The following is a 22,941-nucleotide window of genomic DNA, read 5'->3' as shown; positions in this document are numbered from 1 at the left end:
GGTATCGTTGTTTTCCGACGGATGCTTGTCCGGAGGCGACGCAACGCGACGCGACGCGCCCGGACCGGCGATGGCTCGATACGACTACTTGTCGATCACGAGATCCGACAGCGGCTTGCTGCAGCACAGCAGCACCATCCCCTGATCGATCTCGCGCTGGCGGATGCCGCCGTTGTGCTTCATCTCGACCTGCCCCGACACGAGCTTCACCTTGCAGGTGCCGCACATGCCCTGCGTGCACGACGCCGGCAGCCGCACGCCGGACTGGCGCGCCGCGTCGAGCACGTGCTGCTCGGAGCCGCACGAAATCTCGCGATTGCTCTTCGCGAAGCTGACCGTGTACTGCTTCGTCGCGACGTCGCCGTCGTTGGCCGCCGGCGCGAGTTCGGCGATCACCTCGTCGCTCGCGGTCTGCGCGAGCGTCTCGAACGAGAAGCTTTCCTCGTGATACTGCTTGCGGTCGAAGCCGGCTTCGTCGAGCAGGTCGCGCACGGCCTTCATGTACGGCGCGGGGCCGCACGTGAAGATCTCGCGCTCCATGAAGTCCGGTGCGATCAGCTTCAGCAGCGGCAGCGTCAGGAAGCCCGTGACGCCCGGCCAGTTGGTGCGTGCACCGACGCGCTCGACGACGAACGACGTGCGGAAATTCGTATGGTTCGACGCGATCAGGTCGAGCTCGCGCGCGAAGATGATGTCGTCCGGCGTACGTGCGCTGTGCACGAACAGGATGTCGCGATCCTCGGCGAGATCATGGTGCGCGCGGCTCATCGACATCAGCGGCGTGACGCCCGAACCGGCCGACAGGAACAGGTACTTGCGCGCCGGATGCCGCGCGCACGTGAATTCGCCGGCCGGGCCGAGCACGCGAACCGACGCGCCCGGCTGCAGGTTGTCGTGCAGCCAGTTCGACACCTTGCCGCCCGGCACGCGCTTCACCGTGATCGAGATCGTGTGCGGCCGCGCGGGCGACGACGAGATCGTGTAGCACCGGTTGATCGTCTCGCCGTCGATGTCGAGTTCGAGCGTGATGAACTGCCCCGGCTCGAAGGAAAACGCACGGCCTTGCGGCGAACGGAAGAAGAAACTCTTCACGTCGTGGGTTTCCTGACGCACGTGGCAGCACACCAGCGTTTCCTCGACGTCGCTCGTCCAGCGCTCGGGCAGCGCGCTCCAGAACGCCGGGTGCGTCACCCGGCTGTCCACCGGCTCGAAATTGGCCGAATCTCGCATCATGTGTAGCTCCACTTGCTGTCTGCTGTACTACGCGCCGATTTTTTCGGCGAGCCGGCCGATGTACCAGGCCGAGAATTTTTCGACGAGACCTTCCGTGTACGGCGAATACGGGCCCGGCTCGTATGCGCTGCTGGTCGCGCCGCGCTGCGAGAATTCGACGAGCGCGCGATCCTGGTCGTTGGTCGCGTTCCACACGGCCGTCAGGTTCTTCACGTCGTAGTCGATGCCTTCCTTCGCATCCTTGTGGACGAGCCACTTGGTGCGCACGAGCGTCTTGCCGGCCGACAGCGGAATCACCGAGAACGTCACGATGTGATCGCTCATGAAGTGATGCCACGAGTTCGGCTGCGTCCAGAACGACAGGCCGCCGAGGTCGGCCTGGTCGAACTGGCCGAGCAGCTTCTTCGATGCGACCTTCGCGTCGAGCGTCTGCGATTCGCCGTGGCGGTCGAGCGGCAGGCGCTGCGTGCGGAAGCCCGTCACGTCGAGCAGCTTTTCGATTTCGGCGGACGGCAGGCCCATCTCGGCCCACTCCTTGCCGCGGCGCACGCAGGTTTCAGCGAACGCGTCCATGCCTTCGGCGTTCGCGTCGGAGCGCTGGTAGCCGAAGCCGTATTCGTACAGCGAGATCGTCAGCTCGGGATGGTTCGCGACGCAGTGATAGCACTCGCGGTTGTTCTCCATCGTGAGCTTCCAGTTGCCTTCCTCGATGATGTCGATCTGCGCGGCGATCTTCGTGTTCGGCAGATCGTGCGGCAGCAGATACGGCTCCATCTGGGCGCGCAGCTGCGCGAAATCGACCGGCGGCTCCTCGGCGAGGCAGATGAAGATCAGGCCCGCGAGGTTCTGCACGTGCACCGACTTCAGGCTGTGCTTGCAGCGGTCGAACTTCTCGCCCATGTGCTCGGCGAACATCAGCTGGCCGGTCAGGTTGTAGGTCCAGCTGTGGTACGGGCACACGATGTTGCCGACCGAGCCCTTATCCTCGTTGCACAGGCGCGCGCCGCGGTGGCGGCACACGTTGTGGAACGCGCGGATTTCCATGTCGTCGTCGCGCACGATCAGGATCGAGTCGCTGCCCAGTTCCACGGTCACGTAGTCGCCCGGCTCGGGAATGTCCGGTTCGACCGCGACCTGGATCCAGTGCTGGCGGAAAATCGCCTCCATGTCGAGGGCGAAGATGTCCTCGCTCGTGTAGAACGGCGCCTCGAGGCTGTAACCTTCCTTGCGTCGCTCGATCAGTGCACGAATGTCTGCCGATACTTTCATCGTTTGCTCCGGATTCCTTGCGTCCCAGTGTGGTTGCCGACAGGCATCAAAATCAGTAGTCGATGAGCTGATGCTCGCGCAAATACGCGAGGATCACTTGTGCTTTTTCGACTGAACTCCCTTCATTTACGACGTTGCCGCCGCGGCTTTCGGTCGTGGTCGCGGACAGCATCCGGGCATGCCCCGAGCGCTTCTCGGCGGCGACCAGCTTTACGGGTTTACGCTCGATCGGGCCGACCTTCCAGGCCGCCGCATCGGCGTCCGCGCCGGTCGACGTGAGTGCCGGGCGGATCGCGCCGGCGCGCAGCCGCGCATACGCGTAGCGCGGCGCCACGTTGGCGAGCGGATGGACCGCGACGACGGCCGGCAGCGCCGCGTCGACGCGCCGCCGCAGCCCTTTCGGCAAGAATTGCCGGACCGCCGCGCGGCCGCCGTCGACCGTCACGTCGACGGCCGAGCCGACGAGCGGATAGCCGAGCGCCGCGGCGACGCGATACGGCAGCATCCCGGTGTCGTACGCGCCCTCGGCGCGCGTGCCGGTCAGCACGAGGTCGTAGCCTTCGACGCGCGCGGCGAGCGCATGCGCGGCATCGTCGCCGTCGTGGCAGGCCAGCACCTCGACCTGCCGCGCGCCGAGCGCGAGATATTCAGCAAGCGCTTCATTCGCGGGATCGCCCGCATGGATCACGTCGAGCTGCGCGCGATGCCGCTCCGCGAGCTGGCGGCCGACCTCGAGCGCGGCCGCGTCGTTGCGGCTGTAGCGCGCGGTGCCGCTGACGGGGTGCCGGCCGACGGACACGAGCACCGCGATGCGTTGCAACTGGCGGGGGGCGTTCATGCTGCGACTCCTTCGGTTTCACGCGAGCCGACCGCGGCCGGCGATTGTCCGCGCGACGCGCGCGCGGCCTGCACCTGTTCGATCAGCGCGGCGATCGTCGCCTGCGCGTCGCCCACCACCGTCAGGTTCGCGCGCTTCGCGATCGGCGCGCTGCCGTCGAGGTTCACCGCGATCACGTGACGGCAGTCCTTGATCCCCTGCAAGTGCTGCACCGCGCCCGAGATGCCGAACGCGATGTACACGCTCGCCTCGACCGTCTTGCCGGTCGCGCCCACCTGCTTGTCGCGCGTGAAGTGACCGTTGTCGACCGCGACGCGGCTCGCGCCGATCGCCGCGCCGAACGCGCCGGCCAGTTGCTCGAACGCGCCGATGTCGGACACGCCGTTGCCGGCCGACACGATGAAGTCGGCTTCCTCCAGCGCGACCTGCGCCGCGTCGATTTCCTCGAGGCCGAGATCGCGGTACGGCTGCGCCGCGTCGCCGGCCGGGCGGATGAAGTCGGCGGCCAGGCGCTCGCCGGCGCCGACGAACGGCAGTTTCGCCTCGACCGCGTTCTGCGCGAGCAGGATCACGTCGGGCAGCCCGCGCGTCGCGAACGCGCGGCCGGCCTGTGCATACGCGCCGACATGCTTCGCGTCGATCTCGACCACGTGGGTCGCGACGCTCGCGCCGGCGGCCGCCGCGTACCGCCGGCCGAGATCGCCGTCGCCGGTCGCGTTGTCGGGCACGAACACGTGCTTCGGCGCGAGCGCCGCGGCGCATGCCTGCAAGGCTTGCAATTCGCTTTCGGGCGCAAACGCGCGACGGTCGAAGTCGGCCAGCTCGATCAGCTTGTCGACGCCGAGTTCGGCGGCGTCATCCTTCAGTTCGCCGAATGCCAGCAACGCAACTTCCGTCTGCGCGTCGGCGAGCACCGCGGCAGCGGCAATCGCCTGCCGCGCATGATCGTCGAGCGCGCCGCGCTCGGCGTGCGCCACCACCAGCATCACGTGCTTCGGGTCCTGCACCGCGCGGCGCGGCTTCGCGGCCGCGGCGCCGTGGCCGTGCGCGGACCACTGCGCGGCGCTCGCGTCGGCGCTGCCTTCCTCGCCGAGCGTGATGCGCTTCAGGCCCGCGGCCGTGATGATGAACGGCCGGCGCGGATCGATTCGTTTGATCGTGTTCATCGATTCACTCCAGCGAGGCGGCAACGAGTTCGGCCACGTCGAGCACGTCGGGGCGCGGGCCCACGACGCCTTCGAGCATCGCCGTGCAGTTCGGGCAACCGACCGCGACCACGTCCGCGCCGATCGCGCGCGCGTCGGCGATGCGGATGTCGGGAATACGCTGCTTGCCCGGGATGTCGGTCAGCGGCGCACCGCCGCCACCGCCGCAGCAGCGGCCGCGCATGCCGTTGCGCTCCATCTCGACGACCTGGATGCCGATCGTCTTCAGCAGCTTGCGCGGCGATTCCGTCTCGCCGTTGTAGCGGCCGAGGTAGCACGGGTCATGATACGTGGTGCGCTTCTCGCGCAGCGACTCGACCGCCTTCGGCGCGATCTTGCCGCTGTCGGCCAGCTCCGCGAGGTAGGTCGTGTGATGCTTGACCGTCACGCGCAGCCCGAGCGCGCGGTATTCGTTGCGCAAGCTGTGCATCACGTGCGGGTCGGCCGTCACGATCTGCTTGTACGACAGCGAGCCGAGCGTGCCGATCAGGCGCTTCGCCATCTGCTGGAACGTCGCTTCGTCGCCGAGGCGGCGTGCGACGTCGCCGGTGTCGGTCTCGGTCCCGCCGAGCACCGCGTAGTCGACGCCCGCCTTGTTCAGCACCTTGACGAACGCGCGCAGCGTGCGCTGGTAACGCATGTCGAATGCGCCTTCACCCGCGACGAACAGCACGTCGACCGGCTTGCCCGGTTGCGCGACCGGCGCGTTCAGGTCGACCGACCAGTCGTAGCGCGCAGCCGCGTCGTAGCCGCCCATCGTGCCGGTCTCGCGCAGGTTCGCGAGCACTTCCTGGCCCTTGCCCGGCACCGTGCCGTGCACCAGCGTGCGGTTGCGGCGCATGTCGACGATCGCGTCGACGTGCTCGATCAGCATCGGGCACTCCTGCACGCATGCGCGGCAGGTGGTGCACGACCACAGCGTCTGCTCCTCGATCAGGCCCGACACGATCGGGCCGTTCGGCTCGCCGCGATGCTGGCCGACCGCGAGGCCCGGCGTCGGGCTGCCGGCGTACGCGGCATCGGTGCCGCCCGCCATCCCGACGACGAGATCCTGGATCAGTTTCTTCGGGTTCAGCGGCTGGCCCGATGCGAACGCGGGGCACGCGGCTTCGCACTTGCCGCACTGCACGCACGCGTCGAAGCTCAGCAGCTGGTTCCAGCGGAATTCGACCGGCTTCGCGACGCCATACTCCTCGTGCTCGATGTCCGGCAGCTTCAGCGCGGTCGGCGGCGTGGCCGTGCCATTGCCCGTGAACGATTCACGGGTGGCCGCGAAACGCTCCTGGCGCGGGTGGAACGCAAGGTGCAGCAGACCGGCGATCGCGTGCTTCATCGGGCCGCCCTTCGCGGCGCCGACGGTCATCGTGAAGGCGCCGGCGCCGATCAGCAGCGCGCAGAGCACCGCGAACGCACCCGACATCGCGCCGGTCGGCACGACCATGAACAGCACGAGGCCGAGCGCGAACGAGCCGAGCAGCCAGGGCAGCGCGTTCCACGGGCCGCGCGACAGGCGCGCCGGCACGTCCTTCGCCGCGCGGCGGCGCCAGACGAACACCACGCCGACGAGCATCGCGAGCGCCGCGAGGAAGATCAGCTTGTCGAGCCACGGCGAGTAGATCGCGAGGCCGTAGTTGACGAACACCAGCGCGAGCGCGGCGATCGCGCCGCCGGCGGTCGCGACGTGGGTCTTCGCGATGTACGGATCGCGGGCGACCACATGATGCAGGTCGACGAAGTAGCGCTTCGGGATCGCGAACAGGTTCGCGATGCCGAACGAGCCGGGCGCCGTCGCGCGCCCGAGACGCCAGTAGGACGAGCGCTTCGCGACCGCGAACGCGAGCCCCGCCACCGACAGCCACAGCAGTGCGGTAATGAGGAAAGCCGGATTCATTTTTTAGAAATCCTTGACGAGACGCAGCGAGTCGTAGATCGCACCGTGGACGTTGTGCATCGAGATGCAGTCGCCGACACGGAACAGCAGGAAGCGGCCGTTGCCCAGTTCTTCCGACAGGCACGGCTGCGGCTCGGCCGCGAACAGCGTGTGCGGATCGATCTGGCCGCGGTTCACCGACTCCGGCTTGAGCTTCCAGTACAGCTCGTCGTTCGGCGACGAACCGTTCTCGATCACGACCTGGTCGACCGCGCGCTCTTCCAGCTCCTCGGTGTATTCGTTGCGCAGCACGGCGATGATCTTGCCGTCTTCCTCATACACGCGATCGAGCATCGTGTTCGGCGTCGGGATCACGCCGAGCGCGTACAGGCGGCGATAGAAGATCGGGAACGTCGTGCCGCCGCAATCGTCGGCCACCTTCACGTCGGGCGTCACCACCTCGACCTTCGAGCCGCGGCTCGCCATGAAGTCGGCCACGCCGGCGCCCGCATGCGTGCTCACGCCGTCGAACAGCAGCACGTTCTGCTTCGGCTCGACCTTGCCGGTCAGGATGTCCCACGAGCTGACGGCGAGACCTTCGGCCACGCCCCACGCCGGCACCTGCCACGTGAAGCTCGAACCGCCGGTCGCGAGCACGACGATGTCCGGCTTCTCGGCCATGATCATCTTCTCGTCGGCGGCGACGCCGAGGCGCCGGTCGACGCCGAGACGCTTGGTTTCCATGTCGAACCAGCGGATGATCCCCGACATCTGTTCGCGCTGCGGCGCCTTCGCGGCGATCATCACCTGGCCGCCGACTTCGGCGTTCTTCTCGAACAGCACGACGTCGTGGCCGCGCAGCTTCGCGACGCGTGCGGCCTCGAGCCCCGCGGGGCCCGCGCCGACCACCACCACCTTGCGCTTCGGGCCGCGCGACTTCTCGATGATGTGCGGCATCGTCGCTTCGCGCGACGTCGCGGCGTTCTGGATGCACAGCACGTCGAGGCCGTTGTACTGGCGGTCGATGCAGTAGTTCGCGCCGACGCACTGCTTGATTTCGTCTTCGCGGCCGTCGCGGATCTTGATCACCATGTGCGGATCGGCGATCTGCGCGCGCGTCATGCCGACCAGGTCGATCATGCCGTTCGCGAGCAGGCGCTCGGCCTGGCCCGCATCGCGGATGCTCTGTGCGTGCATCACGGGAATCTTCACCACCGACTTGATGCCGGCCGCGAGGTGCACGAACGGCTCCGGCGGCAGCGCCATCGGCGGCATGCAGTTCGCGATCGTGTTGTGCGTGTCGCCGCCCGAGCCGACCACGCTCAGGTAGTCGATCAGGCCCGTCTCCGACATCGCCTGCGCGATTTCCTTCAGCGCTTCGTGATCGAGGCCGTCCTCGTGGAATTCGTCGCCGCACATGCGCAGGCCGACGCAGAAGTCCTTGCCGACCGCTTCGCGCACGGCCGTCAGCACTTCGATGCCGAAGCGCAGACGGTTCTCGAGGCTGCCGCCCCATTCGTCGGTGCGGTGGTTCGAACGCTTGCTCCAGAACTGGTCGATCAGGTGCTGGTGCGCGGCGGAGATTTCGATGCCGTCCATGCCGGCTGCCTTCACGCGCTTCGCGGCGGCCGCGAAGTCGCCGATGATGCGGCGGATTTCCTCGATCTCGATGATCTTCGCGTTACCGCGGTGCACCGGCTCGCGCACGCCCGACGGCGACATCAGGTGCGGCCAGTGCTCGCCGTGGAACGACGAGCGGCGGCCCATGTGCGTCGCCTGGATCATGATCTTCGCGCCGTGCTTGTGCATCGTGTCGGCGAGACGCGTGAGCGGGTCGATGATCTTGTCGTTCGACAGGTTCACCGACTTCCACCAGCCCTGCGGGCTGTCGATCGACACGGGGCTCGAGCCGCCGCAGATCGCGAGGCCGACGCCACCCTTCGCCTTCTCTTCGTAGTAGCGGATGTAGCGGTCGCCCGGCAGGCCGCCCGGCTCGGCATACACCTCCGCGTGCGCGGTGCTGACGATCCGGTTGCGCAGCGTCAGCTGGTTCAGCTGCATGGGTTTGAACAGGTGGGGATAACGCATCGCAGGCGACCTCTGGCGTTCGAATGTCTCGTGTTGCGGGTGTTGTTTGTTGCTGTGTGTCGGGTCGGCGCGTCAGTGCGCGATCGGCGACACTTCGAAGACGCAGTGATCGTGGTGCTCGGCCGCACACTGCACTTCCTTCGACTGCGCGCGCGGCGCGCCCTTGCCTTCCGGCGTCGTGTCGTTGACCCAGTCCATCGCGCCGGCGAACCAGCCCGCGAACATGTAGCAGAGCTTGCCTTCCTTGCCCGGCTGCTGGAGCACGAACGACGAGTGGCGCAGCTCGATCTTCGCGCGTGCGCTGGCCGGATCGGCCTCGATGATCGAGAACAGGCCCCAGCCGCGTTGCGACAGGCGCTTCAGGTAGTGCTCGAACACCGCCATGCCGGTGAGGCCGTGCAGCTTCGCTTCCTTGTCGCACCAGTGGTACGCGGACTTGTAGCCGGCCTTGTAGAGGATCTCGGCATACGCCTCGACGCCGAGCGCTTCCTCGACGGCGACGTGGTTGTTCGTGAAGAAGTGGCGCGGCACGTACAGCATCGGCAGCGCGTCGGTGGTCCAGACGCCGGTATCGGGATCGACGTTGATCGGCAGTTGCGGTTGCATCGTGGTGACTCCGTGAGGAAAATTGGCCGCGCGGCTCAGGCGCAGGCACGACATCGTCCGCGTGCCCGCGCGACAGGCGCCGGCACGTCCCGATTGTTCTAGTGTTGAATCGCGGGTGGCGGTTCGGCTCGGCGGACGCTTACGCGCCCCATACGTCCTTGAACACGCGCACCCAGTTCTCGCCCATGATCTTGCGGATGCGCGACTCCTTCCAGCCGTGGCGTTCCATCGCCGCGGTCAGGTTCGGGAATTCGCCGATCGTGCGGATGCCGTCCGGGTTGATCACCTTGCCGAAGTTCGTCAGCTGGCGATAGCGGCCCTTGTCATGCGTCAGCATGTCGAAGAATTCCTTCGCGAAATCCTGCGTGAAGTCCGTGCCGATGCCGACCGCGTCTTCGCCGATCAGGTTCACGACGTAGTCGATCGCCTCGATGTAGTCGTCGATGTTCGCCTCGATGCCGCGCTTCAGGAACGGCGCGAACATCGTCACGCCGACGAAGCCGCCGGCGTCGGCGATTTCCTTCAGCTGCGCGTCGCTCTTGTTGCGCGGATGTTCCTTCAGGCCCGACGGCAGGCAGTGCGAGTAGCACACCGGTTTCTTCGAGAACGCGATCGCTTCCGACGACGTGTTGCCGCCCACATGCGACAGGTCGACCATGATGCCGACGCGGTTCATCTCGGTGATCACTTCGCGGCCGAAGTCCGACAGGCCGCCGTCGCGCTCGTAGCAGCCGGTGCCGACCAGGTTCTGCGTGTTGTAGCAGAGCTGCACGACGCGCACGCCCATGTCGGCGAACGCCTCGATGTAGCCGAGGTTGTCCTCGAACGCGTGCGCGTTCTGGAAGCCGAGGATGATCCCCGTCTTGCCTTCCTTCTTCGCGCGGAAGATGTCGTCGGTCGTGCGCACCAGCGTCAGCAGTTCGCCGTTCTCGCGGATCTTCTGCTTCATCACGCCGATGTTGTCGACGGTCTTGGTGAAGTTCTCCCACACCGATACCGTGCAGTTCGCGGCCGTGATGCCGCCCTTGCGCATGTCCTCGAACACCGGCTTCTCGAACTTCGAGATGTTCAGTCCGTCGATGATGATGCTGTCCTGATGCAGCGTGCTCATATCTGCCTCTCGCTCCAGTCTCTGCTGTATGTGGGGTCGTCGATCAGTAAATCGGGAAGCGCTCGCAAAGCGCGAAAATCTCGCGGCGCACGCGCTGTTCGGTCGCGTGGTCGCCTTCGGGGTTCGCGCGCAGCGCGTCGAACACCTCGAGAATCAGGCGGCCGACTTCGCGGAACTCCGCGACGCCGAAGCCGCGCGTCGTGCCGGCCGGCGTGCCGAGTCGGATGCCCGACGTGACGGTCGGCTTCTCGGTGTCGAACGGAATGCCGTTCTTGTTGCAGGTGATGCCCGCGCGTTCGAGCGCCTGCTCGACCGGCGCGCCCTTCAGGCCCTTCGGGCGCAGGTCGACCAGCAGCAGGTGGTTGTCGGTGCCGCCGGTGACGAGGTCGACGCCGCCCGCCTTCAGCACTTCGCCGAGGGCCTGCGCGTTCGCGAGCACGTTGTCGATGTAGGTCTTGAAGTCCGCATGCAGCACTTCGCCGAACGCGACGGCCTTGCCGGCGATCACGTGCATCAGCGGGCCGCCCTGCAGGCCGGGGAACACGGCCGAGTTGATCTTCTTCGCGATCTCTTCGTCGTTGGTCAGCACGAAGCCGCCGCGCGGGCCGCGCAGCGTCTTGTGCGTGGTCGACGTGACGACGTGCGCGTGCTCGACCGGATTCGCATGGCGGCCGGCGGCGATCACGCCCGCGATGTGCGCCATGTCGACCATCAGCTTCGCGCCGACGCTGTCGGCGATCGCACGGAAGCGGGCGAAGTCCAGCGCGCGCGGGTACGCCGAGAAGCCGGCGATGATCAGGCTAGGCTTGTGGTCGTGCGCGAGTGCCTCGACCTGGTCGTAGTCGATCCGCATCGTGTCGCGGTTCACGCCGTACTGCACGGCGTTGAACCACTTGCCCGACAGCGCCGGCTTCGCGCCGTGCGTCAGGTGGCCGCCGGCGTCCAGCGACATGCCGAGCACCGTGTCGCCCGGCTTCGCGAGCGCGAGCATCACCGAACCGTTCGCCTGCGCGCCCGAGTGCGGCTGCACGTTCGCATAGCCGGCGTTGAAGATCTGCTTCACGCGCTCGATCGCCAGCGCCTCCACCTCGTCCGCGAACTCGCAGCCGCCGTAGTAACGCTTGCCCGGATAGCCTTCCGCATACTTGTTGGTCAGCACCGAACCCTGGGCCTCCAGCACCGCGCGCGACACGATGTTTTCCGACGCGATCAGCTCGACCTGCGACTGCTGGCGCTCGAGTTCCTTCAGGATGGCGCTGCGCACCGGCGCGTCGCGCTCGGCGAGGGGCTGCGAGAAGAAAGGCTGGGTGTTCGACATAGTGCGTCCGTGACGAAGAATAAAGGGCGTGAAACCGAAGCTCGAGGCCCGCCATACCTGGGTTTCCAGCGCATCCAGTGCAAGGCTGCCGACGGCTCTATTCTTGTCGTTCGGATTTTCGACGGATTGATGAATTTAGACGCGTTCTTTACCTTTTCCGCCATGCGCGTCCGTTTTGTACAAGTGACCGGTCGTGCTTTTCGGGATGACGAGGCAAGCCGGCGTGTGCGGTGAATTCGCGATTCACCGATGGACAGGCACTTCGGCGGTGCCTGTGCTGTGCTTCCCGGGTGCAGCGCGGCCCGCTTACGGTGCAGTGCAGCATCCGCCCCGCGCCCATACAACGTATGGAGCTAGGGTTTAGCCGTATGGCACGGTTGTTGCGCTCGCTCCCACAATACGGCAGCCCGATCCGCGCCTCGGGCTAAAAGCTATTAGAGATTCAAGGAACGCTCCCCATGTCGCCCGACCGCACAGCGTCGCTGTCCCACTTCGCGTTCATGCCTTTACCGAACTTCACGATGATCGCGTTCACCAATGCGATCGAGGTGCTTCGGATGGCGAACTACCTGAGCGGCCAGCCGCTCTACCGCTGGTCGATCATCAGCCCGGACGGCGGCCCGGTCACGGCGAGCAATGGCCTCACGGTCGACACGGGCCCGGCCGAGTGCGTCGGGCAGCCGGATATCGTATTCGTGTGCGGCGGCGTCGACGTGCAGCGCGCGACCACGCCCGCCCATCTGTCGACGCTGCGCCGCTTCGCGCGTTCGGGCATTCCGCTCGGCAGCCTGTGCACGGGCACCTATGCGCTCGCGAAGTCGGGGCTGCTCGCGGGCTACGCGTGCGCGATCCACTGGGAAAACATGTCGGCGCTGAAGGAAGAGTTTCCGGACACGCGCTTCCTGAAGGAACTGTTCGTGGTCGACCGCGATCGCATCACATGCACGGGCGGCGTCGCGCCGCTCGACATGATGCTGAACCTGATCGCCGCGCGGATAGGCACGCCGCGCGTCACGCAGATCGCCGAGCAGTTCATCGTCGAACACGTGCGCGACACGAGCGCGCAACAGCGGATGCCGCTCGTCGCGCGGCTCGGCTCGGCGAACAAGTCGCTGTTCGAAGTGATTTCGCTGATGGAGAACAACATCGAGGAACCGCTGTCGCGCGAGGAACTCGCGCGGCTCGCGAACATGTCGCAGCGGCAGTTGCAGCGCCTGTTCCGCGAACACCTCGGGATGACGCCCACGCACTATTACCTGACGCTGCGGCTGCGCCGCGCGCGCGAGCTGCTGCTGCAGACCGACATGTCGATCATGCACATCACGATGGCGTGCGGCTTCCAGTCGGCATGCCACTTCAGCAAGAGCTATCGCGACGCGTTCGGCGTCGCGCCGACGCGCGAACGCCGCAAGCAGGTCGCGCCGCTCGCGCAGGGCGCGGCGACATCCGCGCCGGCATTTCCGGCGCATGTGATTCATGCGTGACGCACGAGTTGCGCGATAAAAAAAAAGCGGCCTCGAAGGCCGCTTTTTGCTGGTGCTTACGATCCCCACACCTGCATTTCGTCGAGCGAATACCCCCACTGCGTCGCCCGCTTCGTACCGAGCATCCGCACGTAGCGCCCCTGCGCATTCAGGTTCGGCAACGTGACGTGACCGTACGACACGCCGTTGTTCGTCGAGTAGACCGTCGTCCAGTTCGCGTTGTCGTTCGACGTCTGGATCTGGTACACGAGCGCGCCCGCGTCCCAGTAGAGATCGACGCTGCTGATCTTCTTCACCGCGCCGAGATCGACGGAGATCCATTGCGGATCGACGCCCGCCCCTTCCGGCGAATCCCAGCGCGTGCTGGTCGTGTTGCCGTCGAACGCCTTGTCCGCCGTCAGCGATGTGTTGTAGCTCGCCGACGCGGCAGCCGGCCGCCCTTGCGACAGCAGCGTCGGCTGCGCGGCGGCCGGGCCGCCGTAGTAGCTCGAGCCGAGCTTCGCCTTGGTCGTGTCCGCGTTCACGCCGAACTGCGACAGGCTCCAGCGCTGGCCGGTCGTCACGTCGCCGACGTAGAGCTGGTAGCCGCCCGCCGTCGTCGACGAGAAGAACACGTAGTTCGTGCCGGTCACCGGCGCCGGGTCCGAGTTGTTGCTCACGCAGTCGTTGATCGGCAGCGCGTTCGGCGTCGATGCCGGGTCCGCGGTCTTCGTGTAGATCTGGTCCGCGCCGCCGCTATCCTTCCAGCGTGCATAGAACACCATGCCGTCGCCGCGTACGATCGGATAGTAGGTCTGCAGACCGGCCGGATGATCGAACGTGGCGGTCGCGCCGGTCGCGATCGTGCGCTTCATCAGCCCCATGTTCGAGCCGGTGCCCGTCGCGTAGTAGACGGCGCTCGCGTCCGGCGCGAGGAACGGCATCGAGTATTCGGCGCCGGCCGGTGCGTTCGTCAGGCTCACGACCGACGTGAACACCGGGCCCGCGCTCGTGTACGACAGCGTGCCCTGCTTCACGTCGCCGTTCTGCTTGAACACGAGCGTCTTGCCGTCGGCGCTGAATTTCGGATCTTCGTTGCGCGTCGCGCCGGTGCTGTTCGTCAGGTTCACGGGCGGCGTGCCGGCGCCGAGCTGCAGCATGAACACGTTCCATGCGCCGTTGCTGATGCCCATGAACGCGAGCCACTTGCCGTCGGGGCTGAACACGCCGTTCATCGGATCGGTGATGCCCCAGCTGCTCTTGCTCAGCTGCGTGAGCGTATGGGCCGAAAAATCGTACAGGAACAGCTGGCTCGTGCCGTCGCCGTAGTTGACGTAGCTGTGATAGACGAGCTTGCCGGTCAGCGCCGCGGGAAACGACGCGTTGGATTGAGTCGGAGGATTGCTGATGCAGGCCGCTTCGGCGGCACCACTGGACAGGTTGAGAGCGATGCCGGCCACGAGGCCCGCAGCGAGGAACTTCGATTTCACGCTGATTGCTTCCGGGAAAGATAGGGACGGAGCGGCCCGGGTCCCGCACACGGTGCACGGGGATCAAGGGTCCGCCATCGGAGGGCGCGAACTCGGTATCGATCACGCATCGGGAATGAAACTTGCGCAGGATGCCTGCTCGCTCGTCTGAAGAAAAGGCTCAAAGTGAGTCGAAAACAACCGGATCAGCGACAGGCGCATCAGCGTTTGAGGGCGGGATTGAACGCGGCGGAGGCCGTGCTACTCTTTTTTTCACGACGGCCGCGATCGGCCGGAGGGCAGGCATGAAGCGTTATGCGGCGCTGGCTCAGACGATTGGCGACGCGATCCGGCGTGGCGACCTCGGGCCCGGCGCGCGTATCCCGACCGTGCGCGCAGCGTGCCGCGCTTACCGTGTAAGTCCATCCACCGTGTTTCGCGCGTACTACAAGCTCGAAAGCGAGGGCCTGATCACCGCGCGTGCGCGCTCCGGATATTTCGTTGCGAACGTGGATGACAAGCGCGTGCGCGCGGGTCACGACACCCCGCGCAAACCGGCTGCGCCGCAGGCAGGCGACAACGATGTGCTGTTCCGCTTGCTCGACTCGCTCAAATTCGACGACATCGTGCCGCTGGGTTCCGCATTCGCGAGCTATTCGCTGTTTCCGATGAGCAGCCTGTGGCGGTATGCGGCGGCGGCGGCCCGCAACATGGACCGCGCGAAACTGCTGGCCGGACTGCCGCCCGGCCATGAAGCGCTGCGCCGCCAGATCGCACTGCGCTACCTGAACGCGGGCGCGTCATTGCCGATGGAAGAGATCGTCATCACGACCGGCGCGGCCGAAGCGCTGACGCTGAGCCTGCAGGCGCTCACGCGCCCCGGCGACATCGTCGCGATCGAACGTCCGGCCTACCACGCGGTACTGCAGGCCGTGCGGCGGCTGCATCTGAAGGCCATCGAAATCCCGGTGGATCCGCGCACCGGCCTCGATCTCGATGCGCTCACCGACGCGCTCGACACGCATCCGGTGCGCGCCTGCTGGTTCATGACCTCGTTCCACAACCCGACCGGCGCGACGCTGCCCGACGAGCGCAAGCGCGCGCTGATCGAGCTGCTCGCGTCGCACCGCGTGCCGCTGATCGAGGACGACGTGTTCGGCGAACTGCACTTCGGCCCGACGCCCACGCGGCCCGCGAAGCTGTACGACGAAAGCGGGCTGGTGCTGCATTGCGGTTCGTTCTCGAAGTGCCTCGCCCCCGGTTTCCGGGTCGGCTGGGTCGCGGCCGGACGCTACGTGAAGCAGATCAGGCAGGTGAAGAACGCGAGCGCGCCGGCGGCCGACGTGCCCGCGCAGATGGCTGTATCCCGCTACCTGCTCAACGGCGCGTACGACCGCTTCCTGCGCAGGCTCCGCCGCAACCTGGCGGCGCACCAGGCACAGATGCTGGCGGCCGTCCGCGCGTACTTCCCGCCCGACACGGCGGTGCATGCCCCGCGCGGCGGGTATTTCCTGTGGATCGAATTGCCGCCGCACGTGGATGCGATGCGGTTGTTCGGCGACGCGATGAAAAACGGCGTCAGCCTCGCGCCCGGGCCGATTTTTTCCATGACGGGCGCCTTTCACCGCTACGTCCGGCTGAACTACGGCCGGCCGTGGACCCCTGCCGTCGAGGACGCGATGCAAACCCTCGGGACGCTCGCGGGGCGGCAACGACAGACGAGGTAGCAACGACCATGCAAGTCCTGCCCATCCGGAAAGTCCGCACGCGCGACACGTTGCGCGGCGCACTGAACCTGCGCGCCGAGCCGCGCGATGCCGTCAGCCAGCGCTGCCGGCAATGCGGCTTCATGGCATTCCGCGCCACCGAGCAATGCCCCGTCTGCGGACTCGGGGACTGGCCGTTCGCGCCGCTGCGCGAATCGAGCGAATCGAGCGACCAGAGCAACCGGAGCGACGAAGCGCAGGCCGCTCCTCCGCACGACGCGCCCCCCGTCCCGACATGGTCGTCGCGCATCGGCGCCGCGGTGCGCAGCGCGGCGATCCGGCGGCCGAGCGCGTCGAGCGCGCCGCTGCTGAGCATCCTGACCCTCGTGCTGCTGGTCGGCGGCTATGTGACGTTCGACCGGACGTGCAAGGCCGACCCGGTCTGCCGCGGCCAGGGGGCGCCGGCGCCAGCGGCAAACGACGCCAGTCTGCATGCGGCCGACGCGCAGACGTTGCCGGTCGTGCCCGCGCCCGTCTATGCATTTCATCCGGCCGACCACCCGGCGCTCGACACCGACCGGCTTGCCGCCGACGACCGGCTGGACGCAACCGATCGAGCAGGCTATGCCGGCACGAGCCGGCACATGACCGGACGCACGGCAACCACGGTCGCACGGCACGCACCGGCGGTGCGCGCACGCAGCGGTACTCGCGTCGTCAACTGGAAAGGCGGCGCTACCGCGACGCGACATGCGCACGCGATCCGCCGCGTGAGCCTGCATACGCGCCACGGTCGGCGCGCGACGGCAAGCGCGACCCAAGTGGCCATGGTCTATCGCGCGCACTGAGCGCCGGGCGCGCCGGAATTCGGCGCGATCGCGGCCGCGATGCTGTCGTACGGGATCGCCGCATACGACTCGACGCGCAAGCCGGCGAGCGTCCGGCCGTTCGTGTCGGCGTTCGGCAGCCGGTTGGCCGCGGCGATCGGTCTCGTGCCGCACGCCGTATCGCAGCAATCGCGGGCCGGGGTTCGCCTGCGCCGGCAGCACCCGGCCACAGCAAAAACGGGCGGCACCGTTTCCGGTACCGCCCGTTTCATGTTCCGCCCGTTCGTGCGTCAGGCCGCCAGCAAGCCGTGCGGATCGATCACGAATTTGCGCGGCGCGCCGCCGTCGAACTTCTTGTAGCCTTCCGGCGCCTGATCGAGCGAGATCACCTCGACGTTGACGATCTTCGCGATCGGCAGACGGTCGAACAGGATGGCCTGCATCAGGTTGCGGTTGTACTTCAGCACCGGCGTCTGGCCCGTGAAGAACGAATGCGACTTCGCCCAGCCGAGGCCGAAGCGGATGCTCAGGCTGCCGTGCTGCGCGGCCTTGTCCTTCGCGCCCGGATCGTCCGTCACGTACAGGCCCGGAATGCCGATCGCGCCGGCCGGACGCGTGATTTCCATCAGCGAGTTCAGCACCGTCGCGGGCGCTTCCTCCGAGTGGCCCGACGAACCGTGGCCGTGCGCCTCGAAGCCGACGCAGTCGACCGCGCAGTCGATCTCCGGCACGCCGAGGATCTGCTCGATCTGCTCGCCGAGCGACGCGTCCTTCGACAGGTCGACCGTCTCGAAGCCCATCGCCCGCGCGTGCGCGAGGCGTTCCGCGTTCATGTCGCCGACGATCGTGACCGCCGCGCCGAGCAGGCGCGCCGATGCGGCCGCCGCCATCCCGACCGGGCCCGCGCCCGCGATGTAGACCGTCGAGCCCGGCTTCACGCCCGCGCTCACCGCACCGTGATAACCGGTCGGCAGAATGTCGGACAGGCAGGTCAGGTCGCGGATCTTCGCCATTGCCTGGTCGCGGTCCGGGAATTTCAGCAGGTTGAAGTCGGCGTACGGCACGAGCACGTACTCGGCCTGGCCGCCGATCCAGCCGCCCATGTCGACGTAGCCGTATGCGCCGCCGGCTCGCGACGGATTCACGTTCAGGCACACGCCCGTATGCGTGTCCTTGCACATCGCGCAGCGGCCGCACGCGACGTTGAAGGGCACCGACACGAGATCGCCGATCTTCAGCGTCTCGACGTCGCGGCCCACCTCGACCACTTCGCCCGTGATCTCGTGACCGAGCACGAGGCCGATCGGCGCGGTCGTGCGGCCGCGCACCATGTGCTGGTCGGAACCGCAGATGTTCGTGCTGACCACTTTCAGGATCACGCCGTGGCCGATCGCGCGGCCGGTCGGATCGACCATCTTCGGATAATCGATCTTCTGAACTTCGACCTTGCCCGGCCCAAGATAGACGACACCTCGATTGCTGCTCATCGTATTGTCTCCATGTCTCGTTGGATGGCGCTGCTGTGCGCCGGCAGATGCGGTGCTACGCAACGTGCTGTTCGAGAGTAGTCCCGGAGGTGGGGGCGTCGATGTCTCAAACGCGACACGCGTTTGATCGGTGCCGACATCGGTGGCGGAAATGCGAAAGTCGGGCCGGAAAAGGGGTTCGGGGTGGGGGCTGCAGGAGATGCAGGCCGCGAGGCCGCCGGAGCCGCCGATCGGCGCGAACGACCCGCCAATCCGTGCGTGGGTCGGGTGCGTTGATTGGTACCTTGATCGGGGCCTTGATCCGGGGGCGCCGATCGGGTGCCCTATTCGGGCGCGTCGGTCGGATGCACCGGTCACCCGCCCCCGCCATCTGTCACCCGGATTGGTTCGTGCGTTTTCTGCGTGCGTCGGCGTCGGAAACTCACCCGCCCTGATTCTCGCGGACGATCGCGGCAGCAGCCGCTTCCGCGTCGCTCGCGATGCCGTCGTGCACGCGCGTGCTGACGGCCGGCGTCGGCGGTTCGCTGTCGAGCGCATGGCCGTCGCGGTTGCGCGTATCGACCGTCGCGCGCATCGACAGCCCGACCCGCAGCGGATGCGCGGCCAGATCGCGTGGATCGAGCGCGATCACGACCGGCACGCGCTGCACGACCTTGATCCAGTTGCCGGCCGCGTTCTGCGACGGCAGCATCGAGAACGCGCTGCCGGTGCCGGCCGAGAAGCCCTGCACGCGGCCGCGATAGACGACGCGCGACCCGTACAGGTCCGACACCACGTCGACCGGCTGGCCGACGCGCATGTGGCGGATCTGCCCTTCCTTGAAATTCGCCTCGATCCACAGCCGGTTCAACTGCACGATCGACATCAGCGGCACGCCGGGCCCGACTTGCTGGCCCGCCTGTACCGAACGCTGGCCGACCGTGCCGTCGACCGGCGCGACGATCGTCGTGCGCTTCAGGTTCCGGTACGCGAGCTTGAACTGCGCGGCGGCCTGCACGACGGCCGGGCTCTCGTCCACCGGCAGCTTGCTGCCGAGCGCGCGTGCGGCGTCGAGCTGCGCCTGCGCGGCCGCGAGGTTCGCCTGGGCGCCGGCGACGGCCGCGCGGGCGCGCGCCAGCTCCTCCGGCGCGACGATCTCGACCGACGCGCCCGAACGCGCGGCAAGCGCGCGCTGCGCGAGCGACAGGTCGGCCTGGCGCGCGCTCACGGCTGCCACGTACATCGTGTTCGAGATCTTCGCGTTCGCGACCTGCCGCACGGCCTGCGCGAGCTGCGCCTTCGCCTGCGCGAACGCGACGGACGCTTCCGTATCGTCGAGCCGCACGAGCGTCTGCCCGGCGCGCACGGGCTGCGTATCGGCGACCAGCACGTCGGTCACGGCGCCCGGAATCTGTGCGGCGACCTGCACGATGCTGCCGGCGACGTACGCGTCGTCGGTATCCTCGTAATAGCGGTCGCGTAGCAGCCAGAACGCGATCCAGACGAGCGCGGCGAGCATCACGATCGCGAAGAACAGCATGAAGCGCTTGCGACGCGTCGCGCGGCGCGCGTCGAGTGCGAGGTCGTTCAGAGTGGCCGGCTGCGCCGCGGTGTGAAGGTTGTCGTGGTGCATCAGTCGCTTTGCGTAACGATCAGGCGGTCATGCTGGAACAGGGGGAGCGCGGACGTGCGCGTGTCGGCGGCAACGGTGGGGGGCGCGCGGCGCGAGCCGACGCCGACGCTCGTGCTCGTGCTGGTATTTGCACTGGCGCTCGTACTCGCGCCGGTACTCACACTCACATTCGCGGCATCGACAGCCGGACTACGCGGCGCGACCGACACCGCCGGCGGATCGATCCGCGCGGCACGCGGCGCGGCGCCGCTACCTGACACCGCCGCGCGCCGCACTTGCGCGCTGGTGTCCGCCGAGCTACCGCGGGCAGCGGCGTTCACCGTCGCGCCGCGTTTCGTCCGCGCGCCTTGCGCGGTACGCGCCGCGGGCATCGCCGCACCCGCAGTCGTTGCGCTCGCATCGAACCCGCCGCCGAGCGCGCCGACCAGCCCGACGCACAGCGTCCGCTGCCGCCCGAGCAGCGCGATCAGCTGCGCGCGCTCGTCGATCAGCGTGAGGTCCGCGACATCGACATCCTTCTGCATCAACACGCCGCGCCGATGGCGATCAGCCGCGATCTGCACGATCTTCTGCGCGGCGGCGACGGCATCCTGCTGCTGCACGACGAGCGTCTGCGCGGTCTGCAGCGACGTGACGATTTGCGCGACCTGCCCGAGCGCGTCGTCGACGGTCTTGTTGTACAGCCCGATCGCGACGTCGGCCTGCGCGACGTCCGCGCCGAGCTTCGCCTTCAGCCGGCCGCGATCGAACACCGGCAGCGAGATCGCCGGGCCGACGGAGCCGGCGAGCGAATCGCGCGAGAACAGCGACGCGGGCGTCAGCGCGAACACGCCGCCGAGCGCGACGAGGTTCACGTCCGGATAGAACTGCGCGCGCGTCGAATCGGCATTCGCGAACGCGGCTTCGACGCGCAGCCGCGCGGCGACGATGTCGGGCCGGCGGCCGAGCAGATCGGCCGGCAGCCGCGCGGGCAGCGCGCCGCCGGCGAATGCGCCGACGCGCGGCCGCTGCAACGCGAGCCCGCGCTCCGGCCCGCGGCCGGACAGCACGCCCAGCTGCAATTGCGCGAGCTTGATCTGTTCGTCGTTCAGCGCGATCTGTGCGAGCAGGCGGCTGCGCTTGATCGACGCGTCGCTCGCGTCGTACGCATTGTCGAGGCCGCGCGCGGTGCGCTCGCGCAGCACGGCCGTCACGCGCTGGCTGATCTTCAGCTTCTGCTGCAGCAGGTCGCGCACCGCGTACGCCTCATCGAGCTGGCAATACACGGTGACGATCGCGACCGCGAGCGTGAGCCGCACCTGCTCGGCCTCGACACCGGCCGCGTCGCGCAGCGACATCAGGCTCTTCGTCGCCGCGCGGTTCTTGCCCCACAGGTCGAGCTGGTAGTTCAGCCCGACGAACACCGACGACGGCGACACGACCGGATCGCCGAAGATCTCGACCGGCACGCGATAACCGCCCGCCGTCACGTCGGCGATGTCGCCCGGCTTCGGCATCCGCGCGCGGCTGACCGTCGCGCCGGCCGTGCCGGTCAAGCCCGTCAGCGAATCGAACTGCTGAAGCTGCGACTGCGCGATCCGCAGCCGCGCCTGCGCGACCTGCAGATTCGGATTGTTCTGCGATGCCTCCACGACCAGTTCGTCGAGCTGCGGATCCTGCAACTGCTTCACCCAGTCGGGCGCGGGCCATGCGCCATCCGCGCCGGGCCCCGCGGTGCGAGCGAGCGCGTCGCCGGCCGGTGCGCGCAGCGACAGCGACGGCAGGAACCCCGACGGCACGCAGCCGCCCAGCGCCAGCAGCGCGGCGGCCGCGACGATCGCCCAGCCGCCCTGCCCGCGCCGCGCCGGCCGAGCGGCTCGCGCCGCTTTCATGATGCGTTCCATCGCCGCCCTCATCCCTGCTGGACGCGCCGCGCGCGCGCGGCGAGACGCGGCCGCGTGCGCTCGAGCGGACCGAGCCGCCCGAACAGGCCGTCGGCGATGCCGAACGCGATGCCCGCGAGCTTGGCGCGCTTGTCGCGCTCGACGAGCGCGATCTGCACGACCTGCCACACGGTCAGCAGGTTCGGCACGATCGCCACCGGAAAGCGCAACCCGTACTGCATCCCGAGCTGCACCGCATTGCGTGCGCTGTAGTAGCGCCGTTGCCACGAGTGATTCATCGACGTCATTTCGAAAGGGCCGAACGCGTGCCGCTGCTTCGCGCCGATCCGGTGCGGCAGCACCAGCGACGGCACGACGTAGAGCGGCACGTTGCGCGCAAGCGCGCGGAAGCTGTACTCGGTATCGACGTGATCGATGAACAGCGTCTCGTCGAAGCGGCCGAGCACGTCGAACGCGGCGCGCGACACGACGCAGCCCGACGAGATCAGGAACGCGCAGCGTTGCGGCGGCGCGTCGGGCGCGAGATGCAGCCGGCGCAACGCGATCCCGTCGGTCGCGAGTTCGGGCAGGAAGCTGCGCGCGTTCTCGTCGAAGATGCGCGGGCCGGCCAGGAACGCGCGCCCCGCGAGCCCCGTGCAGGCGTCGCGCATCGTCGCGAAGTAACCGGCCGGCACCGACGAATCCTGGTCGAACAGCGCGACCGCGTCGACGTCGTCGCGAAACAGCGCCGCGAGCCCCGCGTTGTAGGCGCCCGCGATTCCGCCGCGATTGCCGTGATGCAGCAGCGCGATGCCGTCGCGCGCGCACACGTCGCGAGCGCGCGCATCGGGCTGCGGCGTGTTGTCGACGACCAGCAGCGCGTCGCACGCGTGCCGCCACGCGCCGAGCGCCGCGAGCTGCGCGTCGCTCGGGTGATACAGGATCACGAGTGCGCCGAGTGTCGTCATGCCGCTCTC

Annotated in this window: 18 protein-coding genes; 4 read left to right on the top strand and 14 right to left on the bottom strand. The window is 67.8% G+C overall.

Annotation, left to right across the window (positions count from 1 at the left end):
- Positions 1 to 84: 84 nt before the first annotated feature.
- The 9 genes from DID99_RS13225 to DID99_RS13185 form a co-directional block, all read right to left on the bottom strand.
- Positions 85 to 1,233: a hybrid-cluster NAD(P)-dependent oxidoreductase gene (locus DID99_RS13225; protein WP_124521490.1), complete on the bottom strand. Its 1,149-nt coding sequence runs from the start codon at positions 1,231 to 1,233 to the stop codon at positions 85 to 87.
- Between the two features lie 27 nt (positions 1,234 to 1,260).
- Positions 1,261 to 2,502, bottom strand: coding sequence for an aromatic ring-hydroxylating dioxygenase subunit alpha (locus DID99_RS13220; protein ID WP_044844357.1), 1,242 nt, complete (start codon positions 2,500 to 2,502; stop codon positions 1,261 to 1,263).
- A 52-nt stretch (positions 2,503 to 2,554) separates the two neighbouring features.
- Positions 2,555 to 3,340 carry an electron transfer flavoprotein subunit beta/FixA family protein gene (locus DID99_RS13215; RefSeq protein ID WP_044844358.1) on the bottom strand — a complete coding sequence of 262 codons (786 nt, stop codon included), beginning with the start codon at positions 3,338 to 3,340 and terminating at the stop codon, positions 2,555 to 2,557.
- Complete coding sequence (locus tag DID99_RS13210; protein ID WP_124521487.1) at positions 3,337 to 4,506, bottom strand: electron transfer flavoprotein subunit alpha/FixB family protein; 1,170 nt, start codon at positions 4,504 to 4,506, stop codon at positions 3,337 to 3,339. The genes DID99_RS13215 and DID99_RS13210 overlap by 4 nt, the downstream gene beginning before the upstream one ends.
- A gap of 4 nt (positions 4,507 to 4,510) precedes the next feature.
- Positions 4,511 to 6,436 carry a (Fe-S)-binding protein gene (locus tag DID99_RS13205; RefSeq protein ID WP_124666894.1) on the bottom strand — a complete coding sequence of 642 codons (1,926 nt, stop codon included), beginning with the start codon at positions 6,434 to 6,436 and terminating at the stop codon, positions 4,511 to 4,513.
- A gap of 3 nt (positions 6,437 to 6,439) precedes the next feature.
- Positions 6,440 to 8,503, bottom strand: coding sequence for an NADH:flavin oxidoreductase (locus tag DID99_RS13200; protein WP_044844361.1), 2,064 nt, complete (start codon positions 8,501 to 8,503; stop codon positions 6,440 to 6,442).
- 72 nt (positions 8,504 to 8,575) lie between these two features.
- Complete coding sequence (locus DID99_RS13195) at positions 8,576 to 9,109, bottom strand: DUF5943 domain-containing protein (protein ID WP_006488993.1); 534 nt, start codon at positions 9,107 to 9,109, stop codon at positions 8,576 to 8,578.
- Positions 9,110 to 9,248: 139 nt separating this feature from the next.
- Entirely contained in the window at positions 9,249 to 10,220 is a 972-nt protein-coding gene (locus tag DID99_RS13190) for a dipeptidase (RefSeq protein WP_044844362.1), read from the bottom strand.
- A 43-nt stretch (positions 10,221 to 10,263) separates the two neighbouring features.
- Positions 10,264 to 11,538, bottom strand: a complete 1,275-nt coding sequence (locus tag DID99_RS13185) for a serine hydroxymethyltransferase (protein WP_124666893.1) — start codon at positions 11,536 to 11,538, stop codon at positions 10,264 to 10,266.
- A 9-nt stretch (positions 11,539 to 11,547) separates the two neighbouring features.
- On the opposite strand from DID99_RS13185, the gene DID99_RS13180 reads away from it, so the two are divergent.
- Positions 11,548 to 11,772: a hypothetical protein gene (locus DID99_RS13180; protein WP_124666892.1), complete on the top strand. Its 225-nt coding sequence runs from the start codon at positions 11,548 to 11,550 to the stop codon at positions 11,770 to 11,772.
- Between the two features lie 224 nt (positions 11,773 to 11,996).
- The gene (locus DID99_RS13175) at positions 11,997 to 13,022 is read left to right on the top strand and encodes a GlxA family transcriptional regulator (RefSeq protein WP_124521481.1); all 1,026 of its coding nucleotides are present in this window, start codon (positions 11,997 to 11,999) and stop codon (positions 13,020 to 13,022) included.
- A gap of 56 nt (positions 13,023 to 13,078) precedes the next feature.
- On the opposite strand, the gene DID99_RS13170 is transcribed toward DID99_RS13175, so the two are convergent.
- The gene (locus DID99_RS13170) at positions 13,079 to 14,491 is read right to left on the bottom strand and encodes a discoidin domain-containing protein (protein ID WP_044844365.1); all 1,413 of its coding nucleotides are present in this window, start codon (positions 14,489 to 14,491) and stop codon (positions 13,079 to 13,081) included.
- A 284-nt stretch (positions 14,492 to 14,775) separates the two neighbouring features.
- Between DID99_RS13170 and DID99_RS13165 the strand changes: the two genes are divergently transcribed.
- Together DID99_RS13165 and DID99_RS13160 are read left to right on the top strand one after the other, a co-directional pair.
- On the top strand, positions 14,776 to 16,197 hold the full coding sequence (locus DID99_RS13165) for a PLP-dependent aminotransferase family protein (RefSeq protein ID WP_124666891.1): 1,422 nt from the start codon (positions 14,776 to 14,778) through the stop codon (positions 16,195 to 16,197).
- Between the two features lie 8 nt (positions 16,198 to 16,205).
- The gene (locus DID99_RS13160; RefSeq protein ID WP_124666890.1) at positions 16,206 to 17,024 is read left to right on the top strand and encodes an ATP-dependent serine protease; all 819 of its coding nucleotides are present in this window, start codon (positions 16,206 to 16,208) and stop codon (positions 17,022 to 17,024) included.
- Positions 17,025 to 17,293: 269 nt separating this feature from the next.
- Here the strand turns inward: DID99_RS13160 and fdhA are convergent, their stop codons facing one another.
- The 4 genes from fdhA to DID99_RS13135 form a co-directional block, all read right to left on the bottom strand.
- Positions 17,294 to 18,490, bottom strand: a complete 1,197-nt coding sequence (gene fdhA, locus DID99_RS13150) for a formaldehyde dehydrogenase, glutathione-independent (protein WP_044844368.1) — start codon at positions 18,488 to 18,490, stop codon at positions 17,294 to 17,296.
- A gap of 421 nt (positions 18,491 to 18,911) precedes the next feature.
- Positions 18,912 to 20,102 carry an efflux RND transporter periplasmic adaptor subunit gene (locus tag DID99_RS13145; RefSeq protein WP_124666889.1) on the bottom strand — a complete coding sequence of 397 codons (1,191 nt, stop codon included), beginning with the start codon at positions 20,100 to 20,102 and terminating at the stop codon, positions 18,912 to 18,914.
- Positions 20,102 to 21,973, bottom strand: coding sequence for an efflux transporter outer membrane subunit (locus tag DID99_RS13140; RefSeq protein WP_260444572.1), 1,872 nt, complete (start codon positions 21,971 to 21,973; stop codon positions 20,102 to 20,104). The genes DID99_RS13145 and DID99_RS13140 overlap by 1 nt, the downstream gene beginning before the upstream one ends.
- A 20-nt stretch (positions 21,974 to 21,993) precedes the next feature.
- A complete protein-coding gene (locus tag DID99_RS13135) occupies positions 21,994 to 22,932 on the bottom strand; it encodes a glycosyltransferase family 2 protein (RefSeq protein ID WP_124485141.1) in 939 nt (312 codons plus the stop codon).
- Positions 22,933 to 22,941: the final 9 nt, after the last annotated feature.

Source organism: Burkholderia sp. Bp8986, from assembly GCF_003854225.1.
GTDB lineage: Bacteria > Pseudomonadota > Gammaproteobacteria > Burkholderiales > Burkholderiaceae > Burkholderia.
This window is presented reverse-complemented; position numbering and strand designations above follow the sequence as displayed.